Origin of the sequence: Streptococcus saliviloxodontae, from assembly GCF_016908655.1 — a bacterium.
GTDB lineage: Bacteria > Bacillota > Bacilli > Lactobacillales > Streptococcaceae > Streptococcus > Streptococcus saliviloxodontae.
In genome coordinates this window covers 1-16,647 of record NZ_JAFBEI010000010.1, presented here as the reverse complement: position 1 = coordinate 16,647, position 16,647 = coordinate 1, and the positions used below count along the sequence as shown (strand labels likewise).

17 protein-coding genes are annotated in these 16,647 nt (G+C 39.0%); 16 read left to right on the top strand and 1 reads right to left on the bottom strand.

Translation table 11 applies throughout. The features are described 5' to 3' along the window. The first annotated feature begins 37 nt into the window (after positions 1 to 37). The 7 genes from JOC31_RS03225 (at position 38) to JOC31_RS03195 (ending at position 5,596) form a co-directional block, all read left to right on the top strand. Positions 38 to 892, top strand: a complete 855-nt coding sequence (locus JOC31_RS03225) for a helix-turn-helix domain-containing protein (RefSeq protein ID WP_205016750.1) — start codon at positions 38 to 40, stop codon at positions 890 to 892. Between the two features lie 11 nt (positions 893 to 903). After that, complete coding sequence (gene pgsA, locus JOC31_RS03220) at positions 904 to 1,446, top strand: CDP-diacylglycerol--glycerol-3-phosphate 3-phosphatidyltransferase (protein WP_205016749.1); 543 nt, start codon at positions 904 to 906, stop codon at positions 1,444 to 1,446. Positions 1,447 to 1,452: 6 nt separating this feature from the next. Then, positions 1,453 to 2,283 (top strand): energy-coupling factor ABC transporter ATP-binding protein, encoded by an 831-nt coding sequence (locus tag JOC31_RS03215; protein WP_205016748.1) that lies wholly within the window; start codon positions 1,453 to 1,455, stop codon positions 2,281 to 2,283. Next, on the top strand, positions 2,259 to 3,101 hold the full coding sequence (locus tag JOC31_RS03210) for an energy-coupling factor transporter ATPase (protein ID WP_205016747.1): 843 nt from the start codon (positions 2,259 to 2,261) through the stop codon (positions 3,099 to 3,101). The genes JOC31_RS03215 and JOC31_RS03210 overlap by 25 nt, the downstream gene beginning before the upstream one ends. Then, positions 3,094 to 3,891: a CbiQ family ECF transporter T component gene (locus JOC31_RS03205; protein ID WP_205016746.1), complete on the top strand. Its 798-nt coding sequence runs from the start codon at positions 3,094 to 3,096 to the stop codon at positions 3,889 to 3,891. The genes JOC31_RS03210 and JOC31_RS03205 overlap by 8 nt, the downstream gene beginning before the upstream one ends. A gap of 135 nt (positions 3,892 to 4,026) precedes the next feature. After that, entirely contained in the window at positions 4,027 to 4,596 is a 570-nt protein-coding gene (gene apf, locus JOC31_RS03200) for an aggregation-promoting factor (RefSeq protein ID WP_386705548.1), read from the top strand. 349 nt (positions 4,597 to 4,945) lie between these two features. Then, complete coding sequence (locus JOC31_RS03195) at positions 4,946 to 5,596, top strand: transglycosylase SLT domain-containing protein (protein ID WP_205016745.1); 651 nt, start codon at positions 4,946 to 4,948, stop codon at positions 5,594 to 5,596. A 15-nt stretch (positions 5,597 to 5,611) separates the two neighbouring features. On the opposite strand, the gene JOC31_RS03190 is transcribed toward JOC31_RS03195, so the two are convergent. Beyond that, positions 5,612 to 6,244 (bottom strand): HAD hydrolase-like protein, encoded by a 633-nt coding sequence (locus JOC31_RS03190; protein WP_205016744.1) that lies wholly within the window; start codon positions 6,242 to 6,244, stop codon positions 5,612 to 5,614. A 171-nt stretch (positions 6,245 to 6,415) separates the two neighbouring features. Here JOC31_RS03190 and JOC31_RS03185 point away from each other — a divergent pair, with 171 nt between their 5' ends. The 9 genes from JOC31_RS03185 (at position 6,416) to JOC31_RS03145 (ending at position 16,551) form a co-directional block, all read left to right on the top strand. Then, a complete protein-coding gene (locus tag JOC31_RS03185; RefSeq protein WP_205016743.1) occupies positions 6,416 to 8,116 on the top strand; it encodes a hypothetical protein in 1,701 nt (566 codons plus the stop codon). A 141-nt stretch (positions 8,117 to 8,257) separates the two neighbouring features. Next, positions 8,258 to 9,379, top strand: a complete 1,122-nt coding sequence (gene mnmA / locus JOC31_RS03180; RefSeq protein ID WP_205016742.1) for a tRNA 2-thiouridine(34) synthase MnmA — start codon at positions 8,258 to 8,260, stop codon at positions 9,377 to 9,379. A gap of 148 nt (positions 9,380 to 9,527) precedes the next feature. Next, positions 9,528 to 9,980, top strand: coding sequence for an NUDIX hydrolase (locus tag JOC31_RS03175; RefSeq protein WP_205016741.1), 453 nt, complete (start codon positions 9,528 to 9,530; stop codon positions 9,978 to 9,980). A 19-nt stretch (positions 9,981 to 9,999) separates the two neighbouring features. After that, positions 10,000 to 10,434 carry an NUDIX hydrolase gene (locus JOC31_RS03170; RefSeq protein ID WP_338058827.1) on the top strand — a complete coding sequence of 145 codons (435 nt, stop codon included), beginning with the start codon at positions 10,000 to 10,002 and terminating at the stop codon, positions 10,432 to 10,434. 1 nt (position 10,435) lies between these two features. Beyond that, complete coding sequence (gene mnmG, locus JOC31_RS03165; RefSeq protein WP_205016740.1) at positions 10,436 to 12,334, top strand: tRNA uridine-5-carboxymethylaminomethyl(34) synthesis enzyme MnmG; 1,899 nt, start codon at positions 10,436 to 10,438, stop codon at positions 12,332 to 12,334. Between the two features lie 90 nt (positions 12,335 to 12,424). After that, positions 12,425 to 14,395 (top strand): DHH family phosphoesterase, encoded by a 1,971-nt coding sequence (locus tag JOC31_RS03160; RefSeq protein ID WP_205016739.1) that lies wholly within the window; start codon positions 12,425 to 12,427, stop codon positions 14,393 to 14,395. A gap of 3 nt (positions 14,396 to 14,398) precedes the next feature. Then, the gene (gene rplI, locus JOC31_RS03155; RefSeq protein WP_205016738.1) at positions 14,399 to 14,851 is read left to right on the top strand and encodes a 50S ribosomal protein L9; all 453 of its coding nucleotides are present in this window, start codon (positions 14,399 to 14,401) and stop codon (positions 14,849 to 14,851) included. A 39-nt stretch (positions 14,852 to 14,890) separates the two neighbouring features. Next, a complete protein-coding gene (gene dnaB / locus JOC31_RS03150) occupies positions 14,891 to 16,249 on the top strand; it encodes a replicative DNA helicase (RefSeq protein WP_205016737.1) in 1,359 nt (452 codons plus the stop codon). Between the two features lie 11 nt (positions 16,250 to 16,260). Further along, positions 16,261 to 16,551: a Veg family protein gene (locus tag JOC31_RS03145; protein WP_205016736.1), complete on the top strand. Its 291-nt coding sequence runs from the start codon at positions 16,261 to 16,263 to the stop codon at positions 16,549 to 16,551. The last annotated feature ends 96 nt before the right edge of the window (positions 16,552 to 16,647 follow it).

The window sequence follows — 16,647 nt, the reverse complement described above, 5'->3', positions numbered from 1 at the left end:
AGTAATTATATACAGATGAAAAATAGGAAGGAATGAAATGAATACAAGTATCGGTCATATTTTAAGACAGGCTAGAATTGCCAAAAAAATGACTTTAGAAGATGTTGGAGATATTACTTCAATTGAAGTGCCCTATCTTTTAGCTGTAGAGTTAGACAATTATTCAGCATTACCAGAGAATGTACTCCCGTCAGATTATATAAATCGCTATGCTCAAGCAGTTGGTGTAACAGAAGAGGATATGAAACGAGTCAAGTCTGAACAAGAACGTTTGGAAAATCCTCAAGTTGATTTACCAAATGAGCATTATCGTAGAGCTAAAGGGCATCAGTCGGTAAGGAGTTACCGTCGTCAAAAAGTTTACTTTTTACCTCTCTTGTACATTAGTTTGGTAGCAATTGCGATTTTGTTTTTTGTTGGCTATATTGTCATGAAACAAATGCAATTTGAAACCAAGTCAACAACTGGTCAGACACAATATTCAGTAGTGAATAGCACGACGGCAGATACTGAAAAAGAGCAATCTTCTACGAGTTCAGCGTCGAGTGATGCTCCGAAACCAAACCTAACAGTGACGAAATCATCGGATGGCTATAATTTATCTGTTACCCTTAGGAATCCTTCTTCTGCGGGAATCCCTATTATCGTATCTTTATCTGGTGCAAGTACTGGTTGGTTTAGCGTAACTAATTCTGATTTAGATGATTCAGGAATAACCTTGGATTCAAGTCGCACAAATTACACAGCAACTTTGATTGATGGTACGACATCATCAGTGATTACTCTAGGAGTAACTAAGGATGTGACTGTCTTTATTGATAACCAAGTAGTTGATTTATCATCGCTAACGAGCGAAGGAACAAGTTATATTAGCTTAACTATCGAAGAGTAAAGGATGACATGATGACTAAGAAAGAAAATATTCCTAATCTACTGACTTTAATACGAATCATCATGATTCCTATATTTTTGCTACTGACTTCCGTATCCAATCAAGGAGCTATTTTGTATTGGGCAGCTTCTATCTTTGCAATTGCTAGTGTGACGGACTATCTTGATGGGTATTTGGCTCGTAAGTGGCAGGTGGTAACAAATTTTGGAAAGTTTGCAGACCCGCTAGCAGATAAGATGCTTGTTATGAGTGCTTTTATTATGTTGGTTGGTTTGGATTTGGTTCCCGCTTGGGTGAGTGCTTTAATTATTTGTCGAGAACTAGCTGTTACTGGACTTCGTTTACTTTTGGTTGAAACGGGTGGAGAAGTTCTAGCAGCAGCCATGCCAGGTAAGATAAAAACAGCTACTCAAATGTTATCAGTTATCTTTTTATTATGTGGTTGGACGTTGATTGGAACATGGTTACTTTATATCGCCTTGTTCTTCACGCTTTACTCAGGGTATGATTACTTTAAAGGAGCAGGGTTCCTTTTTAAGGATACTTTTAAATAAGACAATATGATTAATGTTAGTGAATTAACCTTCTATTATCGAGACCAGCAAGAGAAACCAACTTTGGATAACGTATCGTTTCACGTGAAACCAGGAGAATGGTTATCGATTGTAGGTCATAATGGCTCTGGAAAATCAACAACAGCTCGTCTTATTGACGGTCTTTTGGTCCCATCGTCAGGTTCCATTATCATTGATGGCGAACAACTCACAGAAGAGAATGTTTGGAGTATTCGTCACAAAATTGGTATGGTTTTTCAAAATCCAGATAATCAGTTTGTTGGTGCAACAGTTGAAGATGACGTTGCCTTTGGACTTGAAAATCAAGGTGTGAGCTATAAGGAAATGTATGAGCGTGTACAAGAAGCTCTGGATTTAGTAGGGATGTCTGACTTTAAGAGTCGTGAACCAGCTCGTCTATCTGGGGGGCAAAAACAGCGTGTTGCGATCGCTGGAGCCATTGCACTGAGACCCAAGATTATTATTTTTGATGAGGCAACTAGTATGTTGGATCCAGAAGGTCGTCAAGAATTGTTAAAGACAATGCAGATGGTTAGAGATAAGTATCAGATTACCATTGTGTCAATCACTCATGATTTGGACGAGATTTCAATGAGTGATATGGTATTGGTACTGAAGCAAGGGCGGGTTGCCATGACAGGAAGTCCTGTCGAACTATTTAGCCAAGGTGATTCATTGGCGAATCTTGGTCTCGATCGTCCTTTTACATCTAAGTTGCAGCTAGCACTTAAGGAGTCAGGTATGGATTTGCCAGACACTTACTATACAGAAAAAGAATTGGAAGACTACTTATGGGAATTACTCTCACAAATGTAAGTTATACCTATCAGGCAGGGACGCCCTTTGAAGGGCGTGCCCTTTTTGACATTAGTACTCAGATTACAGATGGCTCTTACACTGCTTTTATTGGTCATACAGGTAGCGGTAAATCTACCATTATGCAGCTGTTAAATGGGCTTAATTTACCGACCACTGGAACAGTATTTGTTGCAGATTATGAGTTGACCCCAGCAGTTAAGGCAAAAGAAATTAAACAGTTACGTAAAAAAGTTGGTCTTGTCTTTCAATTTCCCGAGAGTCAGGTTTTTGACGAGACTGTCTTGAAGGATGTCGCTTTTGGTCCGCAAAATTTTGGAATGCCGAAAGAAGAAGCTGAGAAATTAGCGTGTGAAAAATTGCGTTTAGTTGGACTAGATGAGGTCTTTTTTGACCGCAATCCATTTGATTTATCTGGTGGACAGTTGCGACGTGTGGCTATCGCAGGGATCTTAGCAATGGAACCGGATGTTCTGGTTCTAGACGAGCCGACAGCTGGATTAGATCCTAGAGGCCGTCAGGAGCTAATGGAGCTTTTTAAAACCTTACATGATTCAGGGATGACAATCGTACTTGTTACTCATCTGATGGATGATGTAGCAAATTATGCTGATGAGGTTAAGGTTCTTGAAAAAGGGAGATTAGTTCTATCTGGTACACCTGGCGATATTTTTCAGCAAGTTGAACTATTAGAAGAAAAGCAACTAGGCGTCCCTAAGATTACAAAGCTGGCAAAAGCTTTGTATGATAGAGGTTATCACTTTGATCGTTTGCCAATTACAATAGATGAATTTGTAAAGGAGGTTCACCGTGGATAAGCTTATCTTAGGTCGTTACATTCCAGGGGAATCATTTGTTCACCGTCTAGACCCACGTAGTAAACTGTTAGCGATGGTACTATTTATTGTTGTCATTTTTTGGGCTAACAATGTTGTTACCAATGCAATTGTATTTTTCTTTACTTTATCTGCAGTTTTGCTCTCTCGAATTTCCCTAAAATTTTTCTTGGGAGGGCTAAAACCAATGATTGGTATTATTTTATTTACGACCTTGTTTCAAATACTTTTTACCAATACTGGTTCAGAAATTTTTCGTTTCGGTATTATCAGAGTGACTGACTTTGGAGTAGCTCAAGCAAGTCTCATTTTTATGAGATTTATATTAATTATTTTTATGTCAACCTTATTAACTTTGACCACCATGCCTTTGAATTTAGCAGATGCAGTGGAATCATTATTAAAACCTCTTGAAGTCATCAAGGTACCCGCTCATGAAATTGGGCTAATGTTATCGCTTAGTTTACGCTTTGTTCCCACTCTTATGGACGATACAACACGTATTATGAATGCTCAAAGAGCACGCGGTGTTGACTTTGGGGAAGGAAATTTGGTTCAAAAAGTGAAATCAATCATTCCTATCTTAATTCCTTTATTTGCTTCGAGTTTTAAGAGAGCAGATGCTTTGGCAATTGCGATGGAAGCTAGAGGTTATCAAGGTGGTGAAGGGCGAACAAAATATCGTCAACTCTCTTGGCGTATTCAAGATACGATAACCATTGTGGTATTTATTGTGTTGGGGATTTTCCTATTTTTCCTTAAATCAAACTAAAACGCTTCTTCAGGAAGCGTTTTCTTTATCTCTCGTCAATATTGATGTAATAATCTTAATAAAAGATCAAACTCAAGGTAATAATAAGGGGGTATGATATAACTCATATCATAAATTAACAAGGAGTATAGAAATATGCCAATGAAAACATTTTTTAAAAATAAATCAAATACAATGAAAGCAGGTCTTTTTGCACTTGCAATGACAGCCTTTGCTTTGCCAGTAGCGGTCAATGCAGATTCCTACACTGTCCAGTCAGGAGATACGCTATCAACAATTGCTACATCTCATCAAACAAGTGTCTCTGCCATTGCTAGTGAGAATAATATTTCTGATGTTAATCAAATTTCTGTAGGTCAGGTTCTCTCTATTAATGGTGCAACGAGCACATCTTCAACAACTACAGATACCTCATCATCAACTACAACAACAGGAGATACTGTGTCTACGACAACAGGTTCGTATACATCAACCTTGAGTTCAGCAGATTATGCTGCTAAAGAAGAAGTGGCACAGCGTGAGTCATCAGGTAGCTATACTGCTACAAATGGACAGTATTATGGTCGTTATCAATTGGCTTTGTCATATTTAAATGGTGACACATCACCAGAAAATCAAGAACGTACAGCTGATGCTTACGTTGCAGGTCGATATGGTTCATGGTCAGCAGCTTTGGCTTTCTGGAATGCAAACGGCTGGTATTAATTTTCCAGTACTAAGTAAGCAGTAGTGTAGTGGCCCTACAGTACCTAATAAATTGTGAAGAGGAAACGCTAGGTTAGTTAAAGCTAGCAGAATTTCTCCCAATCGTTGCATCTTGTAACATTTAACTAAAAAATTTGAGAGGCATTGGACTTTGTGCTGACCTCAAAAGTTAGACAAAAAACTAATTTTTAGGGTCAGTATACTTTTGTTCCGGCCTCTTTGCGTCTTCCAGTTCTTCATCATTTTCAATAAATCACAAAGGATTTGTAATATTTGTCATATATCTTCAATCGCTAAGTAATAAGAATTCGTTAATATAAAGTGAATATGAAATTGAGAGTGGATAATTATGACTTATAGTAGAGTAAGTAGATTAAAGCGTCAAAAGAGAGTTAAGCTGACTATGTTGACCTTACCACTATTAGGAGCAGCAGCCTTCCTAACTGGTATTGCAGCAACAAGCGATCATCTAGCAGTACAATCATCGAATACAGAGTACACTAAATTGACAAAAGCAAATGCGGAAGAAGTGACAGATACAACGGTCACTACAGAGCAGGTCAGTACTGAGGTAAGTCAACTACCAGAAGTGACTACCGAAGAAATAACATCAGAAGAGACAATAGTAGAGGTACCTTCAGAAGCAGTTCAGACTTCTGAGGTTATCTCAAGTCAAGAAGCAGTTTCCTATACAGAGCCAGCCGTAGCTAGCTCAACTGTACCTCAATCAACAACTGTTTTAGCCAACGGTAACACTGCAGGAGAGACAGGCTCTTACGCAGCAGCGCAGATGGCAGCAGCGACTGGTGTTTCTCAATCAACGTGGGAATATATTATTGCGCGTGAGTCAAATGGTGACTCTTCCGTAACAAATAGCTCAGGAGCATCAGGTCTTTTCCAAACGATGCCAGGTTGGGGTTCAACAGCAACAGTTGATGATCAGATTCAATCAGCTTTGAATGCCTATAATGCCCAAGGATTGTCAGCTTGGGGTTACTAAAAAGTAGTTGATTTCTTAATTGAAATCAACTACTTTTTTTAAGGATTCAATGGAATCAATGATATCATCAGGTTGAGAGTCTTCAAGAGTTTTTCTATCTCCAAATCCCCAACTAGCAGCTATTGTTTTGATACTATTGTCTTTTCCACCAAATATATCAAAGATGGTATCTCCAAGAATAACAGTGTTTTCTGTGGCAAGTTTATGCTCTGCTAGACAAGCTGCAATGACATCTGATTTACGATAGCGGTTCGGTAAAGCACCGTAAATGGCTGTAAAGTAATGATTGATCTCCAAATATTCCAACATACGATATGCCATCGGTTCATTCTTGCTAGTAGTGATAAATAGAGGGATATGGTGAGCTCGCAAAAAGTCAAGTGTCTCCTTTACATCACTGTAAAGAGTAGATTGATAAACGCCTTTTGTATCATAATACTCTCTAAAAAGGCTGATTGCCTTATTGATATCATCATCTTTTTCAAAATAAGCTGCAAAGGTTGTTTCTAAGGGAGGTCCGATAAACTCGCGTAATTGACTATCACTCGGTATCGGTAAATTAAGTGTCTCAAAGCAATAGCTAAAGGCTGACATAATACCAAGACTAGAATCCACTAAAGTACCGTCTAAATCAAATAAAATAGCCATAAAATCTCCTTTGTAAATAACTTGTCAACAAAATTTACAAAACGTTGACAACCGCCTGAAAACTCCTTAAAATAAAAGAAGTATTGAAATACTATATTTAGTTAATCATATTTTAGATCTAAAGTCAAAAAAAGGATATGGTATAATAAGAGCTAAGGAAAGGAAATTAAAATGAATAAAATATCAAGCCTAGTGCAAAAATACTATGTCATGCTCTCTCTCTTAGGCTTTAGTTTTTTGCTTATTTTACCTCAAATTATTAGCAGAGATGTCATTATGGGGTCGGATTCTGTTTTTCACTACAATCGATTTTATGATGCTGCGATGCAGATCAAAGAGGGAAATTTTTCTTACTTTATTAGTATGTATGGATTTCAGCAGTCAGGTCGTATTGTGAATGCTGTTTATGGTCCTTTATTCGCTTACGCTCAAGGTTTACTTGTTTTAATAAGTGGTAGCTGGTTTTCTTATCAGCTTTTATCACGGTTTCTCATTGCTCTGATCGCAGGTAGTTCACTCTATAATTTATTGAGACAGGCTAAAGTTAGGCAGTTAATAGCTTTGTCTCTTGCTTTATTTTATATGACGACTTTTGCTATTCAATACTGGACAATGCGGCAAGGCTTTTCAAGTTGGGGGGCTGCTATCTTACCCTATTGCTTTATTCCGGCTATTCGTTTTACTTTCTATAGAAAGGTAGAACCGATTCGTTTGGCAGTGTCTGTTGCATTAATTTTTCAAGTCCATATGTTGAGTGCCTTGATGTTGATAATGATGTACATTCCTTTTTTTCTATATGGTTTTATCAAGTCGGATCAAAAAGTTCTCCTACTTAAACGAGGTTTACAATCTGTAGGGCTGTTTATGATTTTAACTGCTAATGTTTGGTCGGTACTGCTGTATTTGAAATCACGGAATCAGCTACTAGATCCTTTTATCAATGATACCATTGGGCTAAATGGAATCGATGGAACGTCATCATACTGGTTGATAACACCAAGCCCTTTAGGTATTCTTTTGGTAGGACAAATTATCTATGTTCTTATCCATTTTAAAAACTTGGCGAGTTGGAAAAAAGTTCTCCATTTATTGTATTTTTTATTTATTTTTCTTTCGACAGGTCTATTTCCATGGCAGTGGCTTTTGGAGCATGGAAACGCAGTGGCAAAACTGATTCAATTTCCTTTTAGATTTTTTGTTCCAGCGACGATACTACTTCTAATGATTACAGGCATCAGTGTTAATCAATTTACAAAATGGCGCAGTGCTGTTAGCTGGTTGCTATTAGGCTTGGCTATTGTTGGTTTATATCAAACAAATCTGAACACAACTGCTGTTACAGCCGAGAGAGTAGGAAAGTACATTATTTCCAAGAGTAAGCATGTCTATGTGAATGGGTCTTATGAGGAAATTAAAGCAAGTCTTCACAGTCACGATTTACAGCATTTTTTGAAACTGGTGGTAAAAACAACTCCTGATTATGTCCCTGTCTATGGTATTAGAGGGACAAGGAATACTTATGATCTTTATTATAATCATGTTGTTCAAAACAGCAACCACGTTGACAAGTGTGTAAAGGGTGATCAACTAATTTTGACTTGGACGGGACAGAGTAACCATGAGGTGGACCTTCCGGTAGTCAAGTATCGTAATACTCAATTACGTTTAAATGGAAAAGTGTTAAGTCCTAAAGACTATGACCTATCAATTATCGGAACACCAAGGGTTATGTCGCAAGAAGGAGAAAATAAGTTAATTGTCACTTTCCTTGTTCCTTTTTGGTTGACAAGTCTTATTATCTTAGCTTTGTTGTCGTGGTTAATTTTAGGTTTACAGATAGGATATAAAATTTATATCAAGAGGTTTGTGTGAGAACACAAGCCTTTTGATTTTACTTGAAAACATGGTATAATTGACTCTGCGTCTGTGACGCTAATATCGACCTTCAAATCGATAGATGAAAAACTGGACCCTTCAAGTCTATGTTAAAAATTATTTGATGGGAGGATTATCATGACAGATAATTCAAAAATACGTGTCGTCGTTGGGATGAGTGGAGGCGTTGATTCATCTGTGACTGCTCTGCTATTAAAAGAGCAAGGTTACGATGTGATTGGTGTGTTCATGAAAAACTGGGATGACACGGATGAAAATGGTGTCTGCACGGCAACAGAAGATTATAAAGATGTTGCTGCAGTAGCAGATCAGATTGGCATTCCTTACTATTCTGTTAACTTTGAAAAAGAATACTGGGATCGGGTCTTTGAGTATTTTCTGGCGGAATACCGTGCGGGACGTACACCTAATCCAGATGTTATGTGTAACAAGGAAATCAAGTTTAAAGCTTTTCTTGATTACGCCATGACTTTAGGAGCCGATTATGTGGCGACTGGTCACTATGCTCAAGTGTCACGTGATGAGGATGGCATTGTCCATATGTTGCGTGGAGCTGATAATAATAAAGATCAGACCTACTTTCTTAGTCAGCTTTCACAGGAGCAACTTCAAAAAACTATGTTTCCACTAGGGCATTTACAAAAGCCTGAAGTTAGAGAAATTGCAGAGCGTGCAGGCCTTGCAACTGCTAAGAAAAAAGATTCAACAGGTATTTGCTTCATTGGTGAGAAAAACTTTAAACAATTTCTTAGCCAATACTTACCAGCCCAAAAAGGTCGCATGATGACGGTTGATGGACGAGATATGGGCGAGCATGCGGGTCTGATGTACTATACCATCGGACAACGTGGCGGACTTGGTATCGGTGGTCAGCATGGTGGAGATAACCAACCTTGGTTTGTTGTTGGAAAAGACTTATCTCAAAACATTCTTTATGTTGGACAAGGTTTCTACCATGAGTCACTCATGTCAACTAGCCTTGAGGCTTCCTCAATTCACTTCACACGTGAGATGACTGAAGAATTCACGCTTGAATGTACGGCTAAATTTCGTTACCGTCAACCAGACAGTCAAGTAACTATCAAGGTGAAAGGTGATAAAGCAGAAGTTATCTTTGCTGAAGCCCAGCGAGCAATTACTCCAGGTCAAGCAGTTGTCTTCTATGATGGACAAGAGTGTCTTGGTGGAGGTATCATCGACCAAGCCTATAAAGACGGAGTGGCTTGTCAATATATCTAGATTGACAAAGGTGTCAATTGACAAATAAGGTAGATATGATACAATAGAGTCACAATAAACATGATGGTCAAAGCTCATGGGAATTGTAGGTTTTTTGGCCTGCAGTTTTCGAGAGTTTTGGCTCTTTTTGTGTTCAGGAGGTGAGGCTATGGATTTTCGAACAAAGGTTGACAATCAGGTTTACGGTGTTAGAGTTTCTGCTCTGATGATTCGAGATGGTCAGATTTATTTGGTGAAGTCACCTAAGGAGGGTTATTATTTACTTGGTGGGGCAATCTTAGTCAATGAAACGACTGAAGAAGCCATTAAACGAGAAATCAAGGAGGAAGTTGGTATTTCTATTGAGGTAGAAAAGTTAGCTTTCATTGTTGAAAATCACTTTACTCTGGAAGAGACGTCTTATCATCAGGTGGAGTTTCATTATCTTGTTCAACCATTAGGTGAACCTCGTACTGAGATAATCGAAGGGGGCGAAGCCAGATCGTGCGAGTGGGTACCGCTAGACCAATTAGGGAGTTTAGATTTGAATCCCTCTTTTTTGAAGAAAGCTTTACACCAGTTGGACACTCCGCTAACACATGTGACTAATAAAGGAGTGTAAGATGGATTTTTGAACAAAGATTGACAATCAAGTTTACGGTGTTAGAGCGACAGCTTTGCTTGTCAAAGAAGAAACGATATTATTGGTAAAGCAAGGTAACCAGTATAAAACGATTGGTGGTGCTGTTAAAGTCAGTGAGACGTCTGAGGAAGCTGTTGTCAGAGAGGTCAAGGAAGAACTTGGCATAAGTGTCAAGGTGACAGATTTGGCATTCGTGGTTGAAAATCGCTTTACTGCTAATGGCTTGAATTTTCATAACATTGAATTTCACTACTTTGTGGAGCCATTGGGGGAGGTTCCTATAAAAATGGTGGAAGCAAATTGTTCCTATCCTTGCGAATGGATCTCTTTTGATCAACTGGCTAATAGAGACATCAGACCCTCTTTTTTAAAAACAGAGTTACCAAACTGGTCTGGACAACTAAAACAGATAAGTAATATGAATGGAGACTAAAATGACACATGATTTTACAGAAAGCTATGACGTTATTGTCATTGGTGCAGGGCATGCCGGTGTAGAAGCCAGTCTTGCTACAAGTCGTATGGGGTGTAAGACCCTACTTGCCACTATTAACCTAGATATGTTGGCTTTTATGCCATGTAATCCATCGATTGGTGGTTCTGCCAAAGGGATTGTTGTCCGTGAAATTGATGCCCTAGGTGGTCAAATGGGACGTAACATTGACAAGACCTATATCCAAATGAAAATGCTCAATACTGGTAAAGGACCTGCTGTACGTGCTCTCCGTGCTCAAGCAGATAAGGCACTTTATTCGCAGGAAATGAAAAAAACAGTTGAAAAGCAGGAAAATCTGACTCTACGTCAAACCATGATTGATGATATTTTGGTTGAAGATGGTCAGGTAGTCGGCGTTCTGACGGCGACTGGTCAAAAATATGCAGCCAAGGCAGTTGTAGTCACAACAGGTACAGCTCTACGTGGCGAAATCATTCTTGGGGATCTCAAATACTCATCAGGTCCAAATAATAGCCTAGCGTCAGTGACCTTGGCAGACAATCTCAAAAAACTAGGTCTTGAGATTGGTCGTTTCAAGACGGGGACGCCTCCTCGTGTTAAGGCATCAAGTATTGATTACTCGGTGACAGAGATTCAACCGGGTGATGAGAAGCCAAATCACTTCTCATTCCTATCAAAAGATGAGGACTATCTCCAGGAACAAATTCCGTGCTGGTTGACTTATACCAATCAGACAAGTCACGATATTATCAATAAAAATCTGCATCGCGCTCCGATGTTCTCCGGAATTGTCAAAGGGGTGGGACCTCGCTACTGTCCATCAATTGAGGATAAAATTGTCCGTTTTGCTGACAAGGAGCGTCATCAACTTTTCTTAGAGCCAGAAGGTCGTGACACAGAGGAGGTTTATGTACAAGGTTTGTCAACTAGCCTACCAGAGGATGTTCAAAAAGATTTGGTACATTCTATCAAAGGGCTAGAAAAAGCGGAGATGATGCGAACAGGCTATGCTATTGAGTACGATATTGTTTTACCACATCAGTTGCGTGCAACGCTTGAAACAAAATTGATTTCAGGGCTATTTACAGCGGGTCAGACCAATGGAACTTCAGGATATGAGGAGGCAGCAGGTCAAGGGCTTGTAGCTGGTATCAATGCTGCGCTTAAGGTACAAGGTAAGCCAGAGCTTATTTTGAAGCGTAGTGATGCTTACATCGGTGTGATGATTGATGACTTGGTGACTAAGGGAACCCTTGAGCCTTATCGTCTATTGACTTCTCGTGCAGAATACCGTCTTATTCTTCGCCATGACAATGCTGATATGCGTCTAACAGAAATTGGTCGTACAGTTGGTTTGGTTGATGATGAACGTTGGGATACTTTCCAAATTAAGAAAAATCAATTTGATAATGAATTGAAACGTCTAGATAGCCTCAAATTGAAACCAATCAAGGAAACTAATGAAAAAGTTCAAGCACTTGGCTTCAAGCCACTGACAGATGCTATGACGGCTAAAGAATTTATGCGTCGCCCAGAAATCAATTATGAGGCAGCAGTTGCTTTTGTTGGTCCTGCAGCAGAAGACTTGGATGCCAAATTGATTGAACTTCTTGAAACAGAAATTAAGTACGAGGGTTACATCAAAAAGGCTCAAGATCAAGTTGCAAAAATGAAACGAATGGAAGAAAAACGCATTCCTGCAAACATCGACTGGGATGCCATTGACTCCATTGCAACAGAAGCCCGTCAGAAGTTCAAAAAAATCAATCCTGAGACGATTGGTCAGGCTAGCCGTATTTCTGGTGTAAACCCAGCGGACGTTTCCATTCTTATGGTTTATCTAGAGGGCAACAATAAGGCTCGTCGTAAGCTATGATATCGTAACCAAACTGTAACCTCATAATAGATGATGGACCCAACTTTTTTACCGGTTTTTATGGTATAATACGGGTTTAAGAGGTTAATGATGAAAAAATTTCGTTTTGAGACAATTCATCTCGTGTTAATGGGGATGATTCTCTTTGGATTATTGGCTCTTTGTGCTAGATCTATTCGTTTTCAGCCTGTTTTTATCGTGATATTATTTATGACGATGGTTTTTGTAATTGCTCTTTTGTATTATCAAAAGAGGAGTTATGAGCTGACGGAAACGGAACAAATTGATATGCTCAATAGCCAAACAGAGCTTAGCTTGAAGACTCTGCTGGATCAAATGCCGGTAGGTGTTATCAAGTTTGATACAGAGACAGATGCCATTGACTGGTACAATCCTTATGCTAAACTGATTTTCTCTAATACTGATTCTGGGGATGTCGATTTAGCTGTTTTAGAGCAGGTTATTGCTAGTCAAAAGGATGCTAGCGCTAATCGTATCTTAGATATAGAGGGTAATCGCTATACGACTTATATGGATGTCTTGTCGGGAGTTTTCTATTTCTTTGATGTTAGTAGCAAGACTGAGACACTATCATCTCAGGCAGCAACGAGGCCGGTTATTGGTATCATATCGGTAGATAATTACGATGATATTATTGATGATCTTTCTGACTCAGAAGTATCGCAATTAAACAGTTTTATAGCGACCTTTGTGTCGAAGTTTGCTCAAGAATATCGTATTTTCTACCGTCGGGTGGATATGGATAGATTCTATTTTTTCACTAATTATGATGTGCTGGACCAGCTAATGTCACAAAAGTTTCAGGTTTTGGAACAATTTAGAAAAGAGTGTCAGGATCGAAACTTACCTCTGACCTTCAGTATGGGAGTTTCTTTTGGAGATGAGAATCATCATCAAATTGGAGCTGTGGCACTACAAAATTTGAATATAGCACTTGTCCGTGGTGGTGATCAGGTGGTTGTTAAGGAAAATGATGACCAAAAAGAGTTACTGTATTTTGGTGGAGGTACTGTTTCGACAGTAAAACGTTCGCGTACGAGAACTCGAGCAATGATGACAGCGATTTCTGATAAGTTGAAGACGGTCAAGTCAGTCTATATTGTTGGTCACCACCATCTTGATATGGATGCTTTAGGAGCAGCCATTGGGATGCAGTTCTTTGCCAGTCAAGTGGTTCCGGAATCGTATGTGGTTTATAATCCTGACGAGATGAGCCCTGATATAGCTCGAGCAATAAGTCGTGTTCATGAAGATGGGCAGACCAATTTAATCAGCTTGGAGCAGGCCTTCTCAAAAGTAAATTCCCACTCACTACTAATCATGGTGGACCACTCCAAGCTGGCTTTGACCCTATCAAGAGATTTTTATAATCTTTTTACAGAGGTGATCGTGGTAGACCATCATAGACGTGATGAGGACTTTCCTACCAATGCTGTGTTAAGTTTTATCGAAAGTGGAGCAAGTAGTGCCAGCGAATTGGTCACAGAGTTGGTTCAATTTCAAGCAGCTAAAGCACGCCTTAGCAAGTTGCAGGCTAGCATTTTGATGGCTGGCATTATGCTGGACACTAAGAATTTTTCAACTCGAGTTACAAGTCGTACTTTCGATGTTGCCAGCTATTTGCGGACACTTGGTAGCGATAGTATCGAAATTCAGTCTATTTTGGCTACTGATTTTGATGAGTATCGGTTGATTAACCAGCTGATTTTGACTGGGGAACGAATTGGTACGAATATCATCGTTGCTAGCGGGGAAGACCATCAGGTTTATAGTAATGTGATTGCAAGTAAGGCAGCAGATGCAATGCTATCTCTTGCAAATATCGAGGCTACCTTTGTTATTTTTAAAAATAATCAAGGAAAAGCAGCTATTTCTGCACGTAGTAAGAGTAAAATTAATGTTCAAAGGATTATGGAGAAGCTTGGTGGAGGAGGTCATTTCAATTTGGCAGCTTGCCAAATTGAAGGGATGACAGTTACGGAAGCGAAGCTATCTTTAATTGAAACTATTGCAAATGAGTTAATTGATATAAAGGAGTAAATCATGAAAGTTATTTTTTTACAAGATGTTAAAGGTAAAGGAAAAAAAGGGGAAATCAAAGAAGTTCCATCAGGATATGCTCAGAACTTTTTGATTAAAAAGAACCTTGCGAAAGAAGCAACAAGCCAAGCAATCGGTGAGTTGAAAGGGAAACAAAAGTCAGAAGAAAAACACCAAGCAGAGATCTTAGAGGAAGCAAAAGCTTTGAAGGTTGAGCTTGAAAAAGAAGAAACACGTGTGCAGTTTACTGAAAAAGTTGGACCAGATGGACGTACTTTTGGATCAATCACAGCTAAGAAAATTGCAGAAGAATTGGAAAAACAATTCAATATAAAACTAGACAAACGTCATATTGAGCTTGCACAACCGATCCGTGCCATTGGTTTGATTGAAGTGCCTGTGAAACTCCACAAAGAAGTTTCAGCAGAGATTAAACTATCAATAAAACAAGCCTAATCTGAACAGAAAAGAGACTCTAAGAAAGGAGGTAGATGAGTGGCAGATGCACCGGAGTTGCGCGTGCAACCACAGGATTTGATTGCTGAGCAGTCCGTACTCGGTTCCATTTTTATTGCCCCAGATAAACTAATCACTGTACGTGAGTTTATTGAGGCTGATGATTTTTATAAATATTCTCATCAGATTGTTTTTAAAGCGATGGTGACCTTAGCAGATCGTAACGAAGCGATAGATGCGACGACGGTTAGAACGATTTTGGACAATCAGGGGGATTTACAAAATATTGGTGGTCTTTCTTACATCGTAGAGCTAGTCAATAGTGTGCCGACTAGTGCTAATGCAGAATATTATGCCAAAATTGTAGCTGAAAAAGCCATGTTGCGACGTATCATTTCTCGTTTAACAGAGACTGTTAATCAAGCTTATGAGGGAGCAAGGGAATCAGAAGATATTATTCAGAGTGCAGAGAAAGCTTTGATTAATATCAATGAGCACAGCAATCGTTCAGGTTTTCGTAAAATTTCAGATGTTTTAAAAGTTAACTATGAATCTTTGGAGATGCGTTCACAGCAAACGAGCGATGTGACAGGTCTACCGACTGGTTTTAGGGATCTAGATAAAATAACGACAGGTCTTCATCCAGATCAGTTGATTATCTTAGCTGCTCGTCCTGCGGTCGGTAAGACTGCTTTTGTTTTGAATATCGCTCAAAATGTTGGTACAAAACAAAATCGTCCTGTTGCTATTTTTTCACTAGAGATGGGAGCAGAAAGTTTAGTTGACCGTATGTTGGCCTCTGAAGGAATGGTTGATTCCCACGCCCTACGTACAGGTCAATTGACTGAGCAAGATTGGTATAATGTGACGATTGCTCAAGGAGCTTTAGCAGAAGCTCCGATTTTTATTGACGATACTCCAGGAATAAAGATAACCGAGATTAGGGCACGTTCACGTAAACTGGCTCAAGAAGAGGGAGGTTTAGGACTTATTGTCATTGACTACCTCCAGCTAATTACAGGAACGAGACCAGAGAATCGTCAACAGGAAGTCTCAGACATTTCACGTCAATTGAAAATTCTAGCAAAAGAGTTAAAAGTTCCTGTTATTGCTTTAAGTCAGTTATCCCGTGGTGTTGAGCAAAGACAAGATAAGCGTCCCGTTTTATCAGATATCCGTGAATCAGGATCAATTGAGCAAGATGCGGATATCGTAGCCTTTCTTTATCGCGATGATTATTATCGTAAAGAGGGTGAGGAAGCCGAGGAGGCTGTTGAGGATAACACCATTGAGGTTATTCTCGAAAAAAACCGTGCAGGAGCGCGTGGAACAGTGAAGTTAATGTTCCAAAAAGAATATAATAAATTCTCAAACATAGCACAGTTTGAGGAACGTTAGAGGAGAAATTAATGAGTGATGCATTTGCAGATGTAGCAAAAATGAAAAAAATCAAAGAAGATGTCAAAAATCATGAAGGACAATTGGTTGAGTTAACACTTGAAAACGGCCGTAAGCGAGAAAAAAATAAGATTGGTCGCTTAATTGAGGTTTACCCATCTCTTTTCATCGTTGAATATAATGATATTGGTATTATGGCAAATTCTTATGTTGAGTCATATACCTATTCAGATATTTTGACAGAAAAAACTTTGATTCGTTATTTGGATGATGAAGAACAGGCGGCATTAGAAGCGAAGTAAGCACGACAAACGCATGAAGAAAATATCGTTTTCAGAAATTAATTTCATAAACTAGATAAACGACCTCCGGTATAATAGTAGTGGAGGTCGTTGTTA

Excerpts from the sequence above, each read along its gene's own strand:
- JOC31_RS03215 (WP_205016748.1), top strand. The coding sequence starts at position 1,453 with ATGATTAATGTTAGTGAATTAACCTTCTATTATCGAGACCAGCAAGAG.
- JOC31_RS03145 (WP_205016736.1), top strand. The coding sequence starts at position 16,261 with ATGAGTGATGCATTTGCAGATGTAGCAAAAATGAAAAAAATCAAAGAA.
- mnmA (WP_205016742.1), top strand. The coding sequence starts at position 8,258 with ATGACAGATAATTCAAAAATACGTGTCGTCGTTGGGATGAGTGGAGGC.
- JOC31_RS03175 (WP_205016741.1), top strand. The coding sequence starts at position 9,528 with ATGGATTTTCGAACAAAGGTTGACAATCAGGTTTACGGTGTTAGAGTT.
- apf (WP_386705548.1), top strand. The coding sequence starts at position 4,027 with ATGCCAATGAAAACATTTTTTAAAAATAAATCAAATACAATGAAAGCA.
- mnmG (WP_205016740.1), top strand. The coding sequence starts at position 10,436 with ATGACACATGATTTTACAGAAAGCTATGACGTTATTGTCATTGGTGCA.
- JOC31_RS03210 (WP_205016747.1), top strand. The coding sequence starts at position 2,259 with ATGGGAATTACTCTCACAAATGTAAGTTATACCTATCAGGCAGGGACG.
- JOC31_RS03190 (WP_205016744.1), bottom strand. The coding sequence starts at position 6,244 with ATGGCTATTTTATTTGATTTAGACGGTACTTTAGTGGATTCTAGTCTT.
- JOC31_RS03185 (WP_205016743.1), top strand. The coding sequence starts at position 6,416 with ATGAATAAAATATCAAGCCTAGTGCAAAAATACTATGTCATGCTCTCT.
- rplI (WP_205016738.1), top strand. The coding sequence starts at position 14,399 with ATGAAAGTTATTTTTTTACAAGATGTTAAAGGTAAAGGAAAAAAAGGG.
- JOC31_RS03195 (WP_205016745.1), top strand. The coding sequence starts at position 4,946 with ATGACTTATAGTAGAGTAAGTAGATTAAAGCGTCAAAAGAGAGTTAAG.
- JOC31_RS03160 (WP_205016739.1), top strand. The coding sequence starts at position 12,425 with ATGAAAAAATTTCGTTTTGAGACAATTCATCTCGTGTTAATGGGGATG.
- pgsA (WP_205016749.1), top strand. The coding sequence starts at position 904 with ATGACTAAGAAAGAAAATATTCCTAATCTACTGACTTTAATACGAATC.
- JOC31_RS03225 (WP_205016750.1), top strand. The coding sequence starts at position 38 with ATGAATACAAGTATCGGTCATATTTTAAGACAGGCTAGAATTGCCAAA.